The organism is Cellulomonas sp. P24 (assembly GCF_024704385.1).
Lineage (GTDB): Bacteria > Actinomycetota > Actinomycetes > Actinomycetales > Cellulomonadaceae > JAJDFX01.
The window spans coordinates 2,102,122-2,121,486 of record NZ_JAJDFX010000002.1 but is presented as its reverse complement, the minus strand read 5'-3'; the positions used below and the strand labels follow the sequence as shown (position 1 = coordinate 2,121,486).

At 73.6% G+C, this 19,365-nt stretch carries 18 protein-coding genes; 8 read left to right on the top strand and 10 right to left on the bottom strand.

Features of this window, described 5'->3' with window-relative positions:
* Positions 1-29 precede the first annotated feature (29 nt).
* From LJB74_RS09870 to hemE, 7 genes are all read right to left on the bottom strand, one after another.
* The gene (locus LJB74_RS09870) at positions 30-311 is read right to left on the bottom strand and encodes a metal-sensitive transcriptional regulator (protein ID WP_259308372.1); all 282 of its coding nucleotides are present in this window, start codon (positions 309-311) and stop codon (positions 30-32) included.
* 138 nt (positions 312-449) lie between these two features.
* On the bottom strand, positions 450-1,778 hold the full coding sequence (gene hemL / locus LJB74_RS09865; RefSeq protein ID WP_259308371.1) for a glutamate-1-semialdehyde 2,1-aminomutase: 1,329 nt from the start codon (positions 1,776-1,778) through the stop codon (positions 450-452).
* On the bottom strand, positions 1,778-2,776 hold the full coding sequence (hemB, locus tag LJB74_RS09860; protein ID WP_259310328.1) for a porphobilinogen synthase: 999 nt from the start codon (positions 2,774-2,776) through the stop codon (positions 1,778-1,780). The genes hemL and hemB overlap by 1 nt, the downstream gene beginning before the upstream one ends.
* A 110-nt stretch (positions 2,777-2,886) precedes the next feature.
* A complete protein-coding gene (locus LJB74_RS09855) occupies positions 2,887-3,888 on the bottom strand; it encodes a uroporphyrinogen-III synthase (RefSeq protein ID WP_259308370.1) in 1,002 nt (333 codons plus the stop codon).
* The gene (hemC, locus tag LJB74_RS09850) at positions 3,885-4,907 is read right to left on the bottom strand and encodes a hydroxymethylbilane synthase (protein WP_259310327.1); all 1,023 of its coding nucleotides are present in this window, start codon (positions 4,905-4,907) and stop codon (positions 3,885-3,887) included. The genes LJB74_RS09855 and hemC overlap by 4 nt, the downstream gene beginning before the upstream one ends.
* Before the next feature lie 296 nt (positions 4,908-5,203).
* A complete protein-coding gene (gene hemG / locus LJB74_RS09845; protein WP_259308369.1) occupies positions 5,204-6,688 on the bottom strand; it encodes a protoporphyrinogen oxidase in 1,485 nt (494 codons plus the stop codon).
* Positions 6,685-7,779: a uroporphyrinogen decarboxylase gene (gene hemE / locus LJB74_RS09840; protein WP_396125225.1), complete on the bottom strand. Its 1,095-nt coding sequence runs from the start codon at positions 7,777-7,779 to the stop codon at positions 6,685-6,687. The genes hemG and hemE overlap by 4 nt, the downstream gene beginning before the upstream one ends.
* A 36-nt stretch (positions 7,780-7,815) precedes the next feature.
* Between hemE and LJB74_RS09835 the strand changes: the two genes are divergently transcribed.
* Complete coding sequence (locus LJB74_RS09835) at positions 7,816-9,165, top strand: glutamyl-tRNA reductase (RefSeq protein WP_259310326.1); 1,350 nt, start codon at positions 7,816-7,818, stop codon at positions 9,163-9,165.
* Between the two features lie 100 nt (positions 9,166-9,265).
* The gene (locus LJB74_RS09830; protein ID WP_259308367.1) at positions 9,266-9,913 is read left to right on the top strand and encodes a uridine kinase; all 648 of its coding nucleotides are present in this window, start codon (positions 9,266-9,268) and stop codon (positions 9,911-9,913) included.
* Positions 9,914-10,057: 144 nt separating this feature from the next.
* Here LJB74_RS09830 and LJB74_RS09825 read toward each other — a convergent pair whose 3' ends face one another.
* Both LJB74_RS09825 and purB read right to left on the bottom strand, forming a co-directional pair.
* Positions 10,058-10,936, bottom strand: a complete 879-nt coding sequence (locus LJB74_RS09825) for a hypothetical protein (protein ID WP_259310325.1) — start codon at positions 10,934-10,936, stop codon at positions 10,058-10,060.
* Between the two features lie 158 nt (positions 10,937-11,094).
* Positions 11,095-12,534, bottom strand: a complete 1,440-nt coding sequence (gene purB / locus LJB74_RS09820; protein WP_259308366.1) for an adenylosuccinate lyase — start codon at positions 12,532-12,534, stop codon at positions 11,095-11,097.
* 163 nt (positions 12,535-12,697) lie between these two features.
* Between purB and LJB74_RS09815 the strand changes: the two genes are divergently transcribed.
* Together LJB74_RS09815 and LJB74_RS09810 are read left to right on the top strand one after the other, a co-directional pair.
* Entirely contained in the window at positions 12,698-13,018 is a 321-nt protein-coding gene (locus LJB74_RS09815; protein WP_259308365.1) for a hypothetical protein, read from the top strand.
* Positions 13,000-14,601, top strand: a complete 1,602-nt coding sequence (locus LJB74_RS09810; protein ID WP_259308364.1) for a hypothetical protein — start codon at positions 13,000-13,002, stop codon at positions 14,599-14,601. Before LJB74_RS09815 ends, LJB74_RS09810 begins: the two co-directional genes overlap by 19 nt.
* Here LJB74_RS09810 and LJB74_RS09805 read toward each other — a convergent pair.
* Positions 14,561-14,944, bottom strand: a complete 384-nt coding sequence (locus LJB74_RS09805) for a phage holin family protein (RefSeq protein ID WP_259308363.1) — start codon at positions 14,942-14,944, stop codon at positions 14,561-14,563. The genes LJB74_RS09810 and LJB74_RS09805 overlap by 41 nt on opposite strands.
* Before the next feature lie 74 nt (positions 14,945-15,018).
* On the opposite strand from LJB74_RS09805, the gene hisC reads away from it, so the two are divergent.
* From hisC to LJB74_RS09785, 4 genes are all read left to right on the top strand, one after another.
* Complete coding sequence (gene hisC, locus LJB74_RS09800; RefSeq protein WP_259308362.1) at positions 15,019-16,086, top strand: histidinol-phosphate transaminase; 1,068 nt, start codon at positions 15,019-15,021, stop codon at positions 16,084-16,086.
* 128 nt (positions 16,087-16,214) lie between these two features.
* Positions 16,215-17,000 (top strand): hypothetical protein, encoded by a 786-nt coding sequence (locus LJB74_RS09795; RefSeq protein ID WP_259308361.1) that lies wholly within the window; start codon positions 16,215-16,217, stop codon positions 16,998-17,000.
* Between the two features lie 209 nt (positions 17,001-17,209).
* On the top strand, positions 17,210-18,352 hold the full coding sequence (gene pdhA, locus LJB74_RS09790) for a pyruvate dehydrogenase (acetyl-transferring) E1 component subunit alpha (protein ID WP_396125224.1): 1,143 nt from the start codon (positions 17,210-17,212) through the stop codon (positions 18,350-18,352).
* Complete coding sequence (locus LJB74_RS09785) at positions 18,349-19,362, top strand: alpha-ketoacid dehydrogenase subunit beta (protein ID WP_259308359.1); 1,014 nt, start codon at positions 18,349-18,351, stop codon at positions 19,360-19,362. Before pdhA ends, LJB74_RS09785 begins: the two co-directional genes overlap by 4 nt.
* Positions 19,363-19,365: the final 3 nt, after the last annotated feature.

Here is a 19,365-nt window from a genome sequence, read left to right as displayed (position 1 = left end):
GTGGATCGAGGGTGTCGGCGCGAGGCGGCTCAGCTGCGGACGAGGCGGGCGATCGCATCGGCCGCCTCGCGGACCTTCTCGGCGCCCTCCTCGTGGGAGGAGCGCGCGGCGTCGACGACGCAGTGGCCGAGGTGGTCCTCCATGAGTCCGATGCTCACGGCCTGCAGCGCCTTGGTCACGGCGGAGATCTGTGTGAGGACGTCGATGCAGTAGGTGTCCTCGTCGACCATGCGGGCGATGCCGCGCACCTGGCCCTCGATGCGGCGCAACCGCTTGAGGTACTCGTCCTTCGACCCGGTGTATCCCGCCATGGGAGCCTCCCGCTGGGCAGCGTTCAGCAGCCGGTGGGGCTGCTGCTGTCGGTCCGCCCGCGGCGCCGACGGCACCACGGGTTTGACTGACAGTTCAACGATATACCCCCCATGGGTATTCGCAAGAGGACGATGGTCCTACGCAGGACGCGCTGTTGCCGCCGCCCGCGCCGCCGCCGGAAGAGCGTCGAGCACCCGCTCGATCGCGACGTCGTCGTGCGCCGCCGAGACGAACCACGCCTCGAACGCCGACGGCGCCGTGTACACACCGTGCTCGAGCAGCGCGTGGAAGAACGGCGTGTACCGCCACGACTCGCTCGCCTGCACCTCGGCGTAGTCGTGCGCGCCGGAGTCGGCGGCCGCCTGACCGAACACGATCGAGAACAGGTTCCCCGCCCGCTGCACGTGATGCGGGACCCCCGCCGTCGTGAGCGCGTCGCTGACCGCCGTGGACAGCGTCTGCGCGACCTCGTCGAGCCGCGCGTACACCGTGGCGTCGGCCGCCCGCAGCGTCGCGAGCCCCGCGGCGGTCGCGACCGGGTTCCCCGACAACGTGCCCGCCTGGTAGACCGGGCCAACCGGAGCCAGGTAGCTCATCAGGTCCGCCGAGCCGCCGATCGCGGCGACCGGCAGCCCGCCGCCGATCACCTTGCCGAACGTCAGCAGGTCCGGCGCCCAGCCCTCGGTCGCACCCTCGAGACCCCACCACCCCGCGGGCCCGACGCGGAAGCCCGTGAGCACCTCGTCCTGGATCAGCAGCGCACCATGCGCCGCGGTGATCCGGCGCAGCGCCGCGTTGAAGCCGGGCGCGGGCGGGACGACGCCCATGTTCGCCGGCGCGGCCTCGGTGATCACGGCTGCGATCGTCGAGCCGTGCGCCGCGAACGCGGCCTCGACCGCCGCGACGTCGTTGTACGGCAGCACGATCGTCTCGGCGGCGACGGCCTCCGTGACCCCGGCGGAGCCCGGCATCGCGAGCGTGGCCAGGCCGGAGCCCGCCTGCGCCAGGAGAGCGTCGACGTGACCGTGGTAGCAGCCCGCGAACTTGATGATCCGGGCCCGGCCGGTGAACCCCCGCGCGAGCCGGACCGCCGTCATGGTCGCCTCGGTGCCGGTGGACACGAGCCGGAGCTGCTCGACCACGCCCACCCGGGACATGACTTCCTCGGCGAGCTCTACCTCGGTGACGCTCGGCGCACCGAACGAGAGCCCGCGGGCCGCAGCGGCCTGCACCGCCGCCACCACGTCGGGGTGCGCGTGACCGAGGATCGCCGGCCCCCACGAGCACACCAGGTCCACGTACTCGTGACCGTCGACGTCGGTCACGTACGGGCCGCTGGCCGACGCGAGGAACCGCGGCGTGCCGCCGACCGAGCCGAAGGCCCGCACCGGGGAGTTGACGCCACCGGGGATCAGACCTCGCGCGCGGTCGAACAGCTCGGCGGAGAGGGGGGTGCTCGTGGTCATCAGCGGTTCGTCCTGTCGCTCGTCGTGAGGTCCTCGCGCAGCCAGCCGGCGATCTCCAGCGCCCAGTAGGTGAGCACGTGGTCGGCGCCCGCCCGGCGGATCGACAGCACCGACTCGAGGATCGCCGGGCGCCGGTCGATCCAGCCCTGGGCCGCGGCGGCCTCGATCATCGCGTACTCGCCGGACACCTGGTAGGCCGCCACCGGTACCGGTGAGGTCGCGGCGACGTCGGCCAGCACGTCGAGGTAGCTCATGGCCGGCTTCACCATGACGATGTCGGCACCCTCCTCGACGTCGATCGCGACCTCGAGCGCCGCCTCGCGGCGGTTCGCCGGGTTCATCTGGTACGTCCGGCGGTCGCCGACGAGCGTCGACTCGACCGCCTCGCGGAACGGGCCGTAGAACGCCGACGCGTACTTCGCGGCGTACGCGAGCACCGACACCCCGGTGAACCCGGCGTCGTCGAGCGCGTCACGGACCACGCCCACCTGGCCGTCCATCATCCCGCTGAGCCCGACGACGTCCGCGCCGGCACGCGCCTGGGCGAGCGCCATGTCCGCGTACCGGACCAGGGTGGCGTCGTTGTCGACCGCGCCCCGTGAGTCGAGCACGCCGCAGTGGCCGTGGTCGGTGAACTCGTCGAGGCACAGGTCCGCCATCACGACCAGCCGGCCGCGCGCGGCCTCGACCGCGTCGGCGATCGCCAGGTTGAGGATCCCGTCCGGGTCGGTCGCACCGGTCCCGGTCGCATCCCGGTGCTCGGGGACGCCGAACAGCATCACCCCGCCGAGCCCGGCCGCTGCGGCCTGCTCGACGACGACGCGAAGGGACGCGCGCGAGTGGTGGACCACACCCGGCATCGACCGCAGCGGGGTCGGCTCGGAGATGCCCTCCTTGACGAACAACGGCAGCACGAGCTCGGACGGGTGCAGGCGGACCTCGGTCAGGAGGCGCCGCAGGGCAGGCGTCGCGCGGCGGCGGCGCGGACGGATCCGCATCGCCTGGGTCGGGTCGGTGGACGGTGCTGCGGGCGCGGCCTGTGCCGGAGCTGCGGCGCGTGCCGCGTCGCCGGGGAGAGCGTCGGAGTGGGGTGTGCTGGTCATCGGAGTCACCTGCGGATCGGGTGGAAGGGGGGAGTGTCGGGGCCCGGCGGGTCGCGAGGCGGAGGTTCGGACGGGAACGGCGTCGTCGGCGTCCCGGAACGGGCGTCCGCGCCGTCGCTGTCCGTCCCGGTCGTGCCGTCCGGCTTGCCCGCGCTGCGTGAGCCGCCTGTGCTGCTTGCGCCTGTGCTGCTTGCGCTGCTCGCAACGGTGCCGGACATGACGCCGGTACCGGCCACGACGCCGACGAGCGCATCGACCAGGCCTGACGGCGTCTGCTCAGCCGCGACCGCGTCCACCCGGAGGCCGACGGAACGTGCGACGTCGGCGGTCCCCGGGCCGATGCAGCAGACGATCGTGCTCGCCGGCGGGACCCCGAGCTTCTCGACGAGGTGTCGCGCCGTGCTGCCCGACGTCAGGACGACCGCGCCGATCTCTCCGGCCGCGTACGCGCTCGCGGTCGCCGGGTCGACCGGCGGTCCGGCGACGGTGCGGTAGGCGACGACGTCGTCCACGTCCCAGCCGCGTTCCCGGAGCCCGACGGCGAGGGTCGAGGCGGCGAGATCCCCCTGCGGGAGCAGGACCCGGCCCCCGTCGGCGGCGGGCCACGCCGCGAGCAGGGCCGCCGCGGAGGAGGCGCCGGGCGGGACGAGGTCGACGTGGACCCCCGCTGCCTCGAGTGCGCGGGCGGTCGACCGGCCGACGGCTGCGACGCGCGTCTGCGAGGTCAGCGTCGCGAGGTCGGTGTCGGCGTCGTGAGCACGGGCCGCGAGCACCGGGATGACCGCGGCGCTGGTGATCCCGAGCCACGCGTAGTAGCCGGTGCCCAGCGCGAGCAGGAGGTCGTCGAGCTCGGTCGGGTCCTCCGGGGGGACCGTCACGATGAGTGCCACCGGCACCGGCTCGGCGCCCGCGGCTGCGGCGGCGATCACGAGCGGGTCGGGACCGTCGGAACGGCGCGGCACCAGGACGCGCACGCCGTCGAGCGGCCGCCCGGTCGTCGAGGTCATGCCGTCATCGCCTCGCCTGCCCCGGCCGCGAGCAGCTGGTCCGCCAGGGTGTGACCGAGGGCGACTGCTGCGTCGCGGGCGGGCTCGTCGGAGCCGACCGTGCCGACGGGTCCGCGCGTGCCGTCGGCGCCGCCTGCCGTCGCTTCCGGGACCGACGCCGACGCGGACAGTCGGAGCGCCGCCGTCCCGTCGGTCCGGGTCACGACCGCGTCCAGGGTCAGCGTGCTGCCGTCGATCACCGCGAGAGCACCGACGGGCGCCGCGCACCCCGCCTCGAGGCGCGCGAGCAAGGCGCGCTCGGCGAGCACGGCCAGGCGGGTCGGTCGGTGGTCGAGCGTGGCGAGGGCCGCCGCGAGACCGGGGACGTCGTCCGTCGCCCGGCACTCGATGGCGAGCGCCCCCTGGCCGGCTGCGGACAGCATCGTCGCGGGCGCGAGCGTGTCGGTGACGGCGTCGAGACGGCCGAGGCGAGCGAGGCCGGCCCGTGCGAGCACGACGCCGTCGAGGTCGCGCGCGGGCCGGTCGTCCGCGTGGGCGGTGCCGACGGTGCTACCGACGACCCGGCCGAGGCGGGTGTCCACGTTGCCGCGGATGTCGACGATCTCGAGATCGGGCCGTGCGGCGCGGAGCTGTGCCGCACGCCGCGGCGACCCGGTGCCGACGCGACTGCCCGGCGGCAAGGTCGCGAGGGTCAGCCCGTCCCGGGCGCACAGCACGTCGCGGGGGTCCTCGCGTGGCGGGACGGCGCCGAGCGTGAGGCCGAGCGCCGGGCCGGTCGGCAGGTCCTTGAGGGAGTGCACGGCCACGTCGCAACGGCCGTCGAGCAGGGCCTCACGCAACGCCGTCACGAACACCCCGGTCCCGCCGAGCGTCGCCAGCGAGCCGGTGAGCCGGTCGCCGTCGGTGCGCACGTGCACCAGCTCGATCGCGAACCCGCCGATCGAGGCCAGCTCGTCGGCCACCTGACCCGTCTGGGTCCGGGCGAGGGCGCTCCCGCGGGTGCCGACCCGCAGCGTCACGGTCATGGACGCACGACCAGGAGCAGGGCGGGGGTGCGGCTGGGCATGGCCCCAGTGTGCGCGCGGGGGTCGACGTTGTCGAAATCCGAGCGAGCCCGTCTCGTTCCTGGGGTGCCCGTGTGCACGCGCTGAGAATGTTATCGACAACAGTGCCGAGAACCTCACCATGGCATTCCCTGGAATTCACCAAGAAAGGGAATTCCGATGCCGCGTGCGGTGCGCATTCCTGAGGCAGGACGTGCCGGCCGGGACCTGCGTCCGGAGGGACCGGCACCAGGCCGGGCCTCACCAGGCCGTCAGGACGCCGGACCCCGTGCCGCCTGCTCGCGTGCGAGCTCGCGGCCCACGCGCCGCGCGTCCGCGACGACCGACGTGAGACCGGTGCCGGCGATCCACGCCCCGCACACCGCGAGCCCCGGGGTCGCCTCGACCGCAGCGCGCACCGATCCCACCAGGGCGCGGTGCTCCGGTGCGTGCTGCGGGAGGGAGTCGCTCCACCGGCGCCGCGCGAACCCGACGAGGTGCGACGCATCGAGTGGCACGCCCAGCAGTCGCGACGCGTCGGCGAGAGCCCACGCGGTCAGGGTGGCGTCGTCGGCCGCGACCGCCGCCGCGCTGGACTCGCCGCCGCGCCCGTAGGACAGCCGCAGCACGTGCCAGCCGTACCGCGCCCCGTTGTCACGACCGGCCGCGTTGGCCCGCTCGGTGAGCCAGGACCACTTCGCCGTGCCGTGCGTCATCGCCTTCGCCCGCACGTCCGGCGCACCCTCGGCGACCAGGACCCCGGTGCCACGCGGCGCCGCGTCGAGCCCTGGCGCGTCCAGGACGAGCGTCGCGAGCACGACGTCCGCTCCGGGGTCCGGCAGCACGTCGGACAGCTCCGCGTCCGGGAGCGCCTCACGCAGCAGGCTCAGGGCGGGCCGGCTGGTGGCTGCCACGACCACGGCCGCGGCGGCCAGCTCGGCCCCGTCGGCGGTGACGATCCACCCCGCGCCCCCGGGTGCGCGCACGAGCCCGGTCACCTCGGTCCCCGTCCGCAGCACGGCGCCTCGCGACTCGAGATCGACGACGAGCTCCTCGACGAGCCGGTGCATCCCGCCGACGATCCCGGCGACGGCCGCCCCGGCAGGTGCCAGGCGCCGTTGCGCCGCCACCGCCGCACCGAGCGACCCGTGCCGGGCGAGCCCCGCGAGCAGGCCGGGGGCGACCGACTCGACGTCGAGCCGGTCGGCGCTGGCCGCGTGCACCCCGCTGACCACGGGGGCGACCAGCCGCTCGAGCACCCGCGCACCCATCCGCGCGCGGACGAGGGCGCCGATCGTCACCGACGGCCCGGTGCCGACGGAGCGCGGCAGCACCCGGTCGAGACTGGCGCGCAGCGTCCCCGCGAGGCCGAGCGTGTGGACCACGTCGCGCGCCCAGGGTCGCGCCGGGATGCCCAGCACGCCCGCGCGCGGCAGCGTGCTCGCGCGGCCGTCCGGCAGGTACACCCAGGAGCCCAGACCGCTCGGTGCGGTCAGGGCGTCGCCGATCCCGAGCTCGTCCGCGAGGTCCGCCACCGCGTCCCCGCGGGTCGCGAACGACTCCGCCCCGGCGTCGAGTCGCAGCCCGGCGACGTCGACGCCGGTGACCGGACCGCCGAGGTGGTCCGCGGCGTCCAGGACGAGCGTCCGCAGCCCCTTGACCGCCAGCTCACGCGCCGCGACGAGCCCGGCGACCCCGCCGCCGACGACGACGGCGTCCCACGGCTCGTCCGTGCGGCGATCCTCGGGCTCGGTCATCCGGCGATCCCGTGCACGAGCGTGACGACGCGGGTGAGGACGTCCGGGTCGGTGTCCGGCGGGACGCCGTGGCCGAGGTTGACCACGTGACCGGGGGCCGACGCCCCACGGGCCACGACGTCACGCACGTGCGCCTCGAGCACGGGCCACGGTGCCGCGAGCAGCGCCGGGTCGATGTTGCCCTGGAGCGGGACCGTGCCACCGAGCCGGCGGTTCGCCTCGTCGAGCGGGATCCGGTAGTCGACCCCGACCACATCGGCGCCCACGTCGCGCATCGCCACGAGCAGCTCGCCGGTGCCGGTGCCGAAGTGCACGACGGGCACACCGAGGTCCCGGACCGGCGCGAGCGCCCGCGTGCTCGCCGGTGCGACGTGGGCCGTGTAGTCGGCAAGGGACAGCGAACCGGCCCAGGAGTCGAACAGCTGCGCGGCACTCGCCCCCGCCAGGACCTGCGCGCGGAGGAACGCCCCGGTGACGTCCGCCGTCCACGCGGTCAGCGCCCGCCACGTCTGCGGGTCGGCGTGCATGAGGGTCCGGGCCGCCAGGTGGTCGCGCGACGGCCCGCCCTCGACCATGTACGCGGCCAGGGTGAACGGTGCCCCGGCGAACCCGATCAGCGGCGTCGACCCCAGCTCGGCGACGGTCAGGGCGACCCCGTCGCGCACGGGTGCGAGGGCCTCGGCGAACGCGCCGTCCTCGACGGACGGCAGCGCGGCGACGTCGTCCGCGGTCCGTACCGCGCGTCCGAGGACCGGCCCGACGCCCGGCTTGATGTCGACGTCGACCCCGGCCAGCCGGAGCGGGACCACGATGTCGCTGAAGAAGATCGCCGCGTCGACGTCGTGCCGGCGCACCGGCTGCAGGGTCAGCTCGCTCGCCAACGCCGGGGTGAGGCACGCATCGAGCATCGCGGTGCCCTCACGCGCCCGCCGGTACTCGGGGAGCGAGCGTCCGGCCTGCCTCATGAACCAGATCGGCCGCCGATCAGGGCGTTGCGAACGAAATGCGGAGATGAGCGGAGAATGGGTCGTCCGGCCGTCGGCCAGCGGGTGGTTCGGAGTGAGGCGCACCACACGATTGTGCCGATAAATCCGCGGACTGGTTAACTCGGAGGTGCTGTGGTGCTGATGTCATTGATCGCCGGCCACCACGACCTCGACCTCGACGTGCTCGACCAGCTCAGTGTGGGCGGTCACGACGTGGCCCGCGAGGCCGTGCTGAGCCGCACCGGACCCGACGGGGCCGTCGTCCTGGCGACGTGCAACCGCTACGAGGTGTACCTGGAAGTCGCCGACGAGGCCGCGGTGGCCTCGAGCCGCGAGACCATCACCGAGCTGGTCGCCCAGGCCAGCGGTCTGGACCGCGCCCAGGTCGCCGCCCACCTGCGCGTCCTCACGGGTCCGGACGTCGCGTCGCACCTGTTCGAGGTCGCGGCCGGGCTCGACTCGATGGTCGTGGGGGAGCAGGAGATCTCCGGCCAGGTGCGGCGTGCGCTGACCTCGGCACGGGACATCGGGACGACGTCCTCCGGCCTCGAGCACCTGTTCCAGTCCGCGAGCCGCTCCGCCCGCGCGGTCGCGACCCGGACGGGGCTCGGTGCCGCGGGACGGTCGTTGGTCAGCGTCGCTCTCGATCTCGCGCGGGAGCACCTCACCGAGGCAGGTGCCGTCTCCTGGGCGCTGACCCGGGTGGTGCTCGTCGGGACCGGCTCGTACGCGGGGGCGTCGTTGGCGGCCCTGCGTGCCCGTGGCGCCCACGACGTGCACGTCTACTCCCCGTCGGGACGCGCCGCAGCCTTCGCGGACGCCCGCGGGATCGTCGCGATCGAGGACTCCGCGCTGCCGGACGCCGTCGCCGCCGCGGACATGGTGCTGGCCTGCAGCGGGGTGGCGGGTCCGGTGCTCGACGCGGACCGGCTCGACGCGATCCGGCGGTCGGCGGGAGTCGTCGAACGCGACGGACCTCGGCCGCTCGTCGTCGTCGACCTCGCGCTGCGCCACGACGTCGACCCGAGCGTCGCCGACCTCCCAGGAGTGCACCTCATCACGCTGGACACGGTGGCGAAGCTCGCACCGGACCGGCACGCGCAGCCGGTCGAGGAGGCGCGGGGGATCGTCGAGGCCGCGGTCGAGGAGTTCATGGCCGACCAGCGCGGTCGCGAACGGAGCGCCGAGGTCGTGGCCGCGCGCGATCGTGCGCTCGAGGCCGCCGAGGTCGAGATCGCTCGTCGGCTCGGTGGGCACGGTGCGGTGGCCGGTGGGCACGAGGCCGGTCCGACGGCACCGGAACGTGAGCTGCGGGCGCTCCGACGCGCGGCGCGGGCAGCGGTGCACGGTCCGACGGTCCGGGCGCACGCCGCGGCACGCATCGGGGATGTGCGCGCCTACGAGGAGGCGCTCGACGAGCTTCATGCGCTCGCGGCCGGGGTCGTCGGCGTGCTCGACGCGGACAGCTCGCAGGGGGTCGCCGCCCGCTGACGGTGGCGGACCCGGACCGGGTCCTCCGGGCCGCGGACGCACCTGCAGCCGCCGTCCCGCTGCCGGGGTGGCCGCGGCAGGCAGCGGCTAGCGTGACCCCATGTCGGTCGTCGAGCGCCTCGCGGGTCTCATCGACAGCCTCCGTGGTGAGCGCGTCCTCGTCGCCTTCGACGGGCCTGACGCAGCCGGCAAGACGACCATGGCCGACGCCGTCGCCGAGCACACGTCGCGACCGGTGCTTCGAGCGTCGGTGGACGACTGGCACAACCCGAGCGAGGTGCGGCTGGCGCGCGGGGGCGCGTCGCCGGAGGGCTACCTCCTGGACTCGTTCGACCTGGAGGGGCTGGTTCGTGAGCTCCTCGAGCCCTTCCGTGCCGGAGCGCCACGTGTGCGTGTCGCCCGCTTCGACCTCCGCACGGACTCGGCGGTCGAGGTGACGGAGCAGGTCCCGACGGCGGCCGTGCTGCTGTTCGACGGCGTGTTCCTGCTCCGCCGCGAGCTTGTCGCCGCATGGGACCTGCGCGTCTACGTGCACGTCCCCGAGGAGGTCACGCTGTCCCGTGCGGAGCTGCGTGATCGCAGCCTGTTCGGCGACCACGACGCCGTGCGTCGCCGTTATGAGCAGCGCTATCTGCCGGGGCAGGCGCTCTACCGGCGGACCGCCTCGCCGGTGCAGGCCGCAGACGTCGTCCTCGACAACAGCGACTGGCGCAACCCCGTCGTCGTGACGTGGCCGGGCAGCGCGTAGGGCCGGCTGGAGATGGCGGCTGGTTCTTCGGGCCGGCTGGAGATGGCGGTGCGCGGGATCGTCTGGAGACGACGTGTCTCCTCTCGCGGGCTGGCGCACCAGCCGGTCGACCGCGGCAGACGCAGCGGTCCGGGGCGCGCCCGGTCAGACGCGGTGCGGGCTCCGCGCGAGCCAGCTCGGGGTCTGGATCTGGCCGGTGTGGAAGTCGGTCATCGCCGTCGCCTGCACGGTGGCCTCGTAGACGCTGGCTTCGATCTTCCGCATGCCCAGGCTCTCCGCGAGGGCAGCGTCGGGGGCGATGGACGAGACCCGGAACGTGATCTCGCCGGCGGGGTCGGCCCACTGGTCGACGAGCCGGACGGCGAGGCCGTGCCATCGCGCGGTGAGGTCGAGCTCGAGCAGCTCGGTGACGTCCTCGCGGTACACCACACGCCGCCACCGACCTGCCGGGGTGGGCTCGAAGCCGGGCTCCGACAGAGGCGGGCTCGCGAGGGCGAGCACGACCGCCTGGCCGTCCTCGACCACGTCGGCGTCGACGTAGCCGCCGTGCCAGCGTGCCACCGGCCCGACGCACCGTGACAGGGAGGTGCTGCCCGTGCGGCGGACGCCAGGCATGAACACCTGCCACCCCCACCCGACGTCGATGTACCGGGCGAGCAGGGCGACGCTCCCGTCCGGGAAGCAGCGGACGAGCTCCGCACCCGGCGTGATGCGCGAGTGTCGCAGCCACCACAGCGGCGCGGTGCCACCGAGCGAGAAGTCGCTCGGCAGCTCGCGCGGGTCACCGATCTCGTAGATGTCCTCGAACATGAGCTGCGGGTCGGCGACCATGCGCAGGACGTCGACCCACTGCGCGCGTGGACTGAACGGCGAGCGCGGGTACCCGAGGTCGTGGGCCTCGAACACGTCGGCCGGGGTCGAGGCCCATGCGACGTCGGCGGCGCGGACGACGAAGCCGGCGGTGCGGTCGTACCCCGCCGTGAGATAGGCATGCGACTGAGCGGGCGTTACCGCCTTCTGCATCCAGACCACGAGGAGCTCCAGCCGAGGAAACGGGTCAACCGGACAGAGTGTGTCAGATCACCGCGTCGAGTGTCAGCGACTTCGACGACCCGTTCAGGTGATCGGTTCGGCCTCGGCGACGAGGGCCGCGTGGGAGGACCGTGTCAGCGAGGGCCGCCTCAGACGTCCAGGTAGCCGACGAGCGACTCCGCAGCTCCCGTGTACGTGGCGGGCGTCATCGCCGTCAACCGGGCCGCGACGTCCTCGGGCAACCCGAGGCCGGCGATGAACTCGCGCATGTCTGCGCCTGTCAGCCGCTTCCCCCGAGTCAGCTCCTTGAGCCGCTCGTACGGGTTCTGCATCCCCGTGACCCCGGCGACCGACGCGGCACGCATCGCCGACTGGACGGGCTCACCCAACACCTCCCAGTTGGCGTCGAGGTCACGCGCGAGCAGCTCGACGTCGACGTCGAGCGCGGTCAGCCCGCGACGGAGGTTGTCGATCGCGAGGAGGGAGTGGCCGAATGCCGGCCCGATGTTGCGCTGCGTCGTCGAGTCGGTGAGGTCCCGCTGGAGGCGAGAGGTGACGAGCGTCGCGCCGAGCGTGTCGAGGAGGGCGGAGGAGATCTCGAGGTTCGCCTCGGCGTTCTCGAACCTGATCGGGTTCACCTTGTGCGGCATCGTCGAGGAGCCCGTGGCGCCCGCGACGGGGATCTGCCGGAAGACGCCGAGCGAGATGTAGGTCCAGACGTCCGTCGCGAGGTTGTGCAGGATCCGGTTGAACCGCGCGACGTCGGCGTAGAGCTCGGCCTGCCAGTCGTGCGACTCGATCTGCGTCGTCAGCGGGTTCCAGGTGAGCCCGAGACCCTCGACGAACACGCGTGACTCGACCGGCCAGTCGGCGCCCGGGACGGCGGCGAGGTGCGCGCCGTAGGTTCCGGTCGCACCGTTGAGCTTGCCGAGGTACTCGGTGCCCTCGATCCGGCGCAGCTGCCGACCGAGCCGGTGCGCCAGCACGGCGAGCTCCTTGCCGAGGGTCGTCGGCGTCGCCGGCTGACCGTGGGTGCGGGCGAGCATCGGGATCGCGGCGTTCTCGCGGGCCATGTCCGCGAGCTGCGCGACGAGCGCCCGGGCCGCGGGCAGCCAGACCTCGGTCACCGCCCCCTTGACCATGAGCGCGTAGGAGAGGTTGTTGATGTCCTCACTCGTGCACGCGAAGTGCACCAGCTCCCCGACGGACGGCAGCACGGTCTCCGGGCCGAGGACGTCGGGCGCCGCCGCGAGCCGGTCCTTGAGGAAGTACTCGACCGCCTTGACGTCGTGGACCGTGACGCGCTCGATCGCCCCGAGGGCCTCGATCTGCTCGGCCCCGAAGGTCGCCACGACGTCGCGGAGGTAGGCCTGCTCGGCCGCGGAGAGGCGGGGCGCACCGGGCACGACCTGGCGACCGGTCAGGTGGATCAGCCACTCGACCTCGACGTGGACACGCTCGCGGTTCAGTGCCGGCTCCGAGAGGTGGTCGGTGAGCGCGGCGACGGCGGCGCGGTACCGCCCGTCGAGCGGGCCGAGGGCGATCGGCGGCGTGATGTCGGCGAGGCGGGTGCGGGCGGCGTCAGGCATGTCACGCATCCTTCCACGGTCGTGCGGGCTGGTCCCGGCTCGGTCCACAGAGGGGTGCCACCAGGAGGCGCGACCCGACCACAGGCTCGCGACATGCCGATGGGCCCACGGCGATCCGATGCCGGTCGACCCGGAGCCGACCGCTGCTCCTAGCGTGCCGGCCATGAGCATGTGCGTTCCCACCCGCGTCACCACGATCCAGGCCGCCGAGCGTGAGGTCGAGGCGGCCCGACGCGTCCTCGAGGCTGCCGACGGGGTCGACTGGGTCTCCGACGCCGCCGACCGCTACCGTGCCGTGCTCGCCGAGCTCATCGGCGTCACCGTGCACCTCACGCGTGGGCTCGAGGGCGCGTTCCGAGCCGTCGACTCCGCTCACGTGGCCGTCGGCGAGGCGGCGCGCCGGGCGGCGTCCGCGCTCGCGGACCCCCGAGTGGGGCTCGGCGGCACCCAGGACACCTGGGTGCCGTGGCGGGCGCACCTCTGATGGGTGACGACCTCGTCGTCACCGGGGGTCGCGGGGGCACCACGGCGCGGCTCAGCGACCTCCGTGCCACGGCGCAGGCCCTGGTCGGTGCGGCAGCGCGGCTCGACCGCGCGGCTACGGTCGTCGACGTCGAGGCCGACTGGTTGCGCTCGCGCGTGGCGATCGCGCCGAGTGCCGCCACCTGGGCGCTCGGTTCCCTCGACACGCTCCGGCACGGGGACGCCTCGGTGCGGGCCGCCGCACAGCGGTGTCGTGCCCTCGCCTCCGGGCTCGGACGTGCGGCCGACACCTACCAGCAGGCCGAGAGCACCGCCGACCGGGCGACGCGTGGGCTGATCGCCGCGTCCGGGAGCGTGCTCGGCCATCTTCTTCGTGCCACCCCGCTCAGGGGCCTGGCCGCCGGTGTGGTCGTCGAGGAGGTCGGTCTCGCGACCGTGGCCGAGGCCGTCGGAAGCGATGAGGGCCTGACCCGCGGGTCGCTCCTCACCGCGTTCCAGCGCGCGGGTGCCGAGCGCCTGGTGGCCGGGCTCGGCGGAGCTCTCGACGGCGCGCTCCCGTCCGCATTCTGGGACCTCGGACCGGGCCGGTCGGCGGTCGAGCGTTCCGCTGCCGGCCTGGCTCGCGGCCTCCCGCGTCGACCCCTCTCCGTGACGGCGATCTCGTCACCGGCGCTGGCCCCGGTCAGGACCACGACGGACGCGGCGCTGGCGATCCGGGCCGCCCAGCGGGCGGGACCCGGGTCGGTGGTCGTCCAGCGGGTCGAGCACGCAGACGGCAGCCGGGGCTGGGTCGTGGCGATCCCGGGCACCCAGTCGATGAGCCTGGGGTCAGGCTCCAACCCCTTCGACAACGCCACCAACCTGGCCGCCATGGCCGGCACACCCGACGACAGCAGCGCGCTCGTCAGCCAAGCCCTGCGGTCGGCGGGCGCCCGAGCAGGTGAGGCGGTCCTGCTCGCGGGGCACAGCCAAGGCGGCATGGTCGCCGCGCGGCTGGCCGGCGACCCGGCGTTCGCGACGACCTACGACGTCCGTTCCGTCCTGACGCTCGGCTCGCCGATCGGGGTGATGGACGTCCCCACGAAGACGCAGACGCTCGCGCTCGAGAACCGGTCGGACCTCGTCCCGTCCGTCGACGGGACCCCGAACCCGGACGCCCCGAACGTGACGACCGTCGTGCGTGACCTCTCGGGATCGGACGACCCACGAGAGGTCGAGGCGGCCGGGACCCTCGTCGGATCCCATGACCTCGACATCTACGCCGGCACCGCTGCGGAGGTCGACGCCTCGGACCATCCGTCGATCGCCGCGTGGCGCGACGCAGCGGCCGAGGTCACCGGTGCGCCGGGCGACCAGGTCACCACGACGGTGTTCCAGGGGACCCGGGTCGTGGCCGACCGGTCGTCGGACGATGAACCGCCGTTCTGCCTGCCCGACCCGGTGCGAACGCTTCCGGTCGCTCAGGCGATCCCGGCCCTGAAGAACCCGTTCGGGACCGTGCTCGCTCCGCCGCGGATCCCGGTCGTCCCCGTGGTGGCCCCGCTCAGCGGCGGCGCTTGTCCGATCCCACCCTGCTCAGGATGAAGGAGACGACGGAGATGATGAGCGCGCCGATCACGGCAGTCCCGAACGTGTCGACCTTCAGGCCCCAGCTGAGCTGCTGGGTGATCCACGCGGTCAGCAGGAGCATCAACGCGTTCACGACCAGGGTGAACAAGCCGAGTGTGAGGACGTACAGCGGAAACGCGAAGAACTTCACGATCGGCTTCACGACCGCGTTGACGAGCCCGAAGATCAGCCCGACCCCGATGAGGACGAAGACCCGACCCGACGTGGTGCCGTCGTCGACGACTGTGATGCCGCTGAGCAGCTCCTGGGCGAGCCAGATCGCGATCGCATTGACAAGGACGCGCCAGACGAAGGTCATGCACCTGATCCTTGCATCGCGACGCCGGTTCGTCACGGCGCTTCGCCCGTTCGTCGCGATGGCATGCTGGTGGCGTGTCCAGCCCTCGTGTGCCGCTGCGCCGTGCCCTCGCCGACCTTCCCCCGTACGTCCCCGGTGCCCGCGTGCCCGTCGGAGCGGCCGCCTTCAAGCTCTCCTCGAACGAGAACCCCTACCCGCCGCTCCCGTCGGTGGTCTCGGCGATCGCGGACGGGGCGGTGGACGTCAACCGCTACCCCGACATGTACGCGACCGAGCTCACCGAGGCGATCGCCCGATCGCTCGGGGTCGACCCGAGCACCGTCGTCGCCGGTTGCGGGTCTGTCGCGGTGCTCGGGCACGTGCTGTCGGCCGTCTGCGAACCGGGCGACGAGGTCGTGCTCCCGTGGAGATCCTTCGAGGCCTACCCGATCGCCATCTCCTTGGCCGGTGGGGTGGGCGTCCCCGTTCCGCTCGCGGACGGTGGCAGGCTCGACCTCCCGGCGATGGCCGCGGCGGTGACCGACCGGACCAAGGTCGTGCTCGTCTGCACGCCGAACAACCCGACCGGACCGGCGGTGCGGGCGGCGGAGCTCGCCGCGTTCCTCGACTCCGTGCCGGAGGACGTCCTCGTCGTGCTCGACGAGGCGTACGTCGAGTTCGTGCGCGACCCGGAGGCCGCCGACGCGCTCGCGGCCTTCGCCGGGTCTCGTCGCGTCGTCGTGCTCCGGACGTTCTCCAAGGCCTACGGCCTCGCGGGCCTCCGCGTCGGGTTCGCCGTCGCGCCTCCGCGGCTCGCCGCCGGCATCCGCGCCGCCTCGACGCCGTTCGGTGTCTCCCACCTGGCGCAGCTCGCTGCCCTGGCCTCCCTCCGCTCCGAGCGCGAGCTCATGGTGCGGGTCGAGGCGATCGTGGCCGAGCGCACGCGACTGCTCGCCGGGCTCCGGGCTCAGGGCTGGGTGGTCCCCGAGAGCCAGGCCAACTTCGTCTGGCTCGACCTGGCCGATCGCACTTCCGCGTGCGCGAGCGAGGCGGCACGCGCGGGCGTCCTCGTGCGACCGTTCGCCGGCGACGGGATGCGGGTGAGCGTCGGCGAGCCCGAGGCGACGGACCTCTTCCTGCAGATCGCCGCACGCTGGCGCTGAACCGGTTGCGCCTCGCTTCGCCTGTCGATCGGCGGTCGCGGCGTGTCATGCCACAGAATGGACCCGTGCAGCCTGCTCGGGTCGGGTGACCGTCCGGGCGCGGCCGCATCCTTCACTCGGGGGCGCGAATGAACGACACGCTCGACCGCATCGAGGCGGCGATGCCCCTCGTCCTCGCGGGAGTCGCCCTGGCGACCGTCATGCTCCTGATCGCGCTGGTCATCCGGGTGGTCCGCAAGGCCGGGTACTCCCCGTGGTGGGCGATCGGCGTCTTCGTGCCCGGCGTGAACCTCGTGCTCCTCGTGATGTTCGCGACGGTGCAGTGGCCCGTCGAGAGCCGGCTCGCCGACGCCGAGCGGCGGCTCACCCTCATCCCGCGGCTGGGAGGGATGACGCCGTACGTCGCGCCGCCGATGTCCCCCGAGGGAGCCGAGTCCCTGACCTCCGTGCGGCCGCCGGACGCGGCGGCGACCGCCGCGGTGCCACCTGGTGGGGGGCCCGTGACCGCGCCTCCACCGGAGGGTGTGCCGGTGTCCACCGCGCCGCCACCCGGCGTGACCGCGCCGCCACCCGGCGTGACCGCGCCGCCACCCGGCGTGACCGCGCCGCCACCCGGCGTGACCGTCACGCCGCCCGGCGTGACGACTGGGGCTCCGTCACGGGCTCCGCATGTGCCCGCCAGGTCGTCGGGCCCTGCGTCCGGCGCGGTTCCGGTCCATCGACCTGCCACGGCGGCGTCGGCCACGCTTCCGGTCGTCGCACCACCGACGTTCACCGCGATGCCGTACCCGGCGGGGTACGGACCGCCTCCCGCGACAGGCGACGGCGGTCCGGTGCCCCGACAGGAGCCCGCCGAGGCCCCGGCTGCGTCGCCGTCCGTCGTCCGCGAGCAGCGCGACCCGGACGTGAGGTGAGACGTCGCCGGGCTGCGAGCGTCTGAGGACGAGTGGCGGGCAGGGTGTCGGGCCGCCATGGTGGGAGTCGCACAAGGGTGGGCCCCCGACGTTGTCGGACGCCTTCCACGACAACCTACGGACCCGTAGCCTACGTTGTCGTAGGTTGCAGGTTCCGTCCTGTGCCGGAAGGTCTGCCCGTCCTGCCCCTGCCCCTCGCCTCGAAGGAGATCCGCGTGAGCCAGACCGGCCCCCTCACGGATTCCGACCTCGTGCAGCTGCTCACCCCGGCGGGTGAGCGGGTCGAGCACCCCGACTACAGCCCGCGGATCGCGCACCTCGATGCCGACGCGCTGCGCGGCATGTACCGCGACATGGTGCTGGTGAGGCGGTTCGACAACGAGGCGACCGCGCTGCAGCGGCAGGGTGAGCTCGGGCTCTGGGCGCAGAGCCTCGGCCAGGAGGCCGCACAGGTCGGGTCCGGTCGAGCTCTCGCCCCTCAGGACTACGTGTTCCCGTCGTACCGGGAGCACGGGGTGGCCCACACGCGCGGTGTCGATCTGGCGAACCTGCTGCGCCTCTTCCGGGGCATCGACCACGGCGGGTGGAACCCGGACGACCACAACTTCCACCTGTACACGCTCGTGATCGGCTCGCACACGCTCCACGCGACCGGCTACGCGATGGGCGTCCAGCGCGACGGCCTCGTCGGGACCGGTGACCCCGACCGCGACATGGCGGTCATCACCTACTTCGGCGACGGCGCGACCTCCCAGGGGGACGTCAACGAGGCGCTCGTCTTCTCCGCGGTCAACAACGCCGGTCTCGTGCTGTTCTGCCAGAACAACCAGTGGGCGATCTCGGAGTCGACGACGCACCAGGCGCGTGTGCCGCTCGCCGATCGCGGGCCGGGGTTCGGGGTGCCGAGCGTGCGGGTCGACGGCAACGACGTGCTGGCGTGCTACGCCGTGACCGCGGAGGCACTCGAGCGCGCCCGGTCCGGCGGCGGCCCCACGTTCGTCGAGGCGTTCACGTACCGGATGGGTGCCCACACCACCTCCGACGACCCGTCCCGGTACCGCAGCGCCGCCGAGGAGGAGTACTGGCGCCAACGCGACCCGATCGACCGGTTGCGGGCGTTGCTCGTCGCCGAGGGCGAGCTGCCGGCAGAGTTCGAGGCCGAGCTCGACGCGGAGGCCGGTGCCCTCGCCGAGCGGATCCGGTCGACGGTCCACGCGATGGGACGCCCGTCGACGAGCTCGATGTTCGAGCACGTGTACGCGGGACCGAACGCCGTCGTCGACGCCGAGAGGGCGTGGTTCCAGGAGTACGAGGCCTCCTTCCTCGGAGGCGACGAGGGGGCGCACCGATGAGCACGACGACCGGGACGCAGCGGATCACGCTCGCGAAGGCGATCAACCTGGGGCTCAGGCGCGCGCTCGAGAGCGACCCGAAGGTCCTGCTCATGGGTGAGGACATCGGCGCGCTGGGCGGCGTGTTCCGGGTGACCGACGGTCTCCACAAGGACTTCGGGTCGGAGCGGGTGGTCGACACCCCGCTCGCCGAGTCCGGGATCGTCGGGACCGCGATCGGCCTGGCGCTGCGCGGGTACCGGTCGGTGTGCGAGATCCAGTTCGACGGGTTCATCTACCCGGCGTTCGACCAGATCACCTCCCAGCTCTCGCGGATGCACTACCGCTCGCAGGGCCGTCTGAGCCTCCCGGTCGTCATCCGGGTCCCGTACGGGGGCGGCATCGGGGCGATCGAGCACCACAGCGAGTCGCCGGAGGTGCTGTTCGCGCACACCGCCGGGCTGCGGGTGGTGTCCCCGTCCACGCCGGCGGACGCGTTCGTGATGATCCAGCAGGCCGTCGCGTCGCCGGACCCCGTGCTGTTCTTCGAGCCGAAGGGCCGGTACTGGGACAAGGGGGACGTCGACCTCGACGCCCCGCTGGTCGACGCCGCCACCGGCGAGACGGGGCTGGACCGTGCCGTCGTCGTCCGCCCGGGCACGGACCTGACGCTGGTCGGCTACGGCCCGACGGTCGGCACGTGCCTCAAGGTCGCGGACGCCGCCGCGGCGGAGGGGACGAGCATCGAGGTCGTCGACCTGCGGACGCTCTCACCGTTGGACGCCGAGACTGTCGCGGCGTCGGTGCGGCGGACCGGCCGGTGCGTCGTGGTCCACGAGGCACCCGTCCTGTACGGCACCGGCGCCGAGGTTGCGGCGCGCATCACCGAGGAGTGCTTCTACCACCTGCAGGCCCCCGTCCTGCGGGTCGGCGGCTTCCACATCCCGTACCCGGTCTCCAAGCTGGAGCACGAGTACCTCCCGTCCCTCGACCGCATCCTCGACGCCGTCGACCGTTCCCTGGCCTACTAACCC

Coding starts and splice junctions, on each gene's coding strand:
- LJB74_RS09835 (WP_259310326.1), top strand. CDS start 7,816: ATGTCATTGATCGCCGGCCACCACGACCTCGACCTCGACGTGCTCGAC.
- purB (WP_259308366.1), bottom strand. CDS start 12,534: ATGCCTGACGCCGCCCGCACCCGCCTCGCCGACATCACGCCGCCGATC.
- LJB74_RS09805 (WP_259308363.1), bottom strand. CDS start 14,944: ATGACCTTCGTCTGGCGCGTCCTTGTCAATGCGATCGCGATCTGGCTC.
- LJB74_RS09795 (WP_259308361.1), top strand. CDS start 16,215: ATGAACGACACGCTCGACCGCATCGAGGCGGCGATGCCCCTCGTCCTC.
- hemG (WP_259308369.1), bottom strand. CDS start 6,688: ATGACCGAGCCCGAGGATCGCCGCACGGACGAGCCGTGGGACGCCGTC.
- LJB74_RS09785 (WP_259308359.1), top strand. CDS start 18,349: ATGAGCACGACGACCGGGACGCAGCGGATCACGCTCGCGAAGGCGATC.
- LJB74_RS09870 (WP_259308372.1), bottom strand. CDS start 311: ATGGCGGGATACACCGGGTCGAAGGACGAGTACCTCAAGCGGTTGCGC.
- LJB74_RS09815 (WP_259308365.1), top strand. CDS start 12,698: ATGAGCATGTGCGTTCCCACCCGCGTCACCACGATCCAGGCCGCCGAG.
- LJB74_RS09825 (WP_259310325.1), bottom strand. CDS start 10,936: ATGCAGAAGGCGGTAACGCCCGCTCAGTCGCATGCCTATCTCACGGCG.
- LJB74_RS09830 (WP_259308367.1), top strand. CDS start 9,266: ATGTCGGTCGTCGAGCGCCTCGCGGGTCTCATCGACAGCCTCCGTGGT.
- hemB (WP_259310328.1), bottom strand. CDS start 2,776: ATGCGGATCCGTCCGCGCCGCCGCCGCGCGACGCCTGCCCTGCGGCGC.
- LJB74_RS09855 (WP_259308370.1), bottom strand. CDS start 3,888: ATGACCTCGACGACCGGGCGGCCGCTCGACGGCGTGCGCGTCCTGGTG.
- hemL (WP_259308371.1), bottom strand. CDS start 1,778: ATGACCACGAGCACCCCCCTCTCCGCCGAGCTGTTCGACCGCGCGCGA.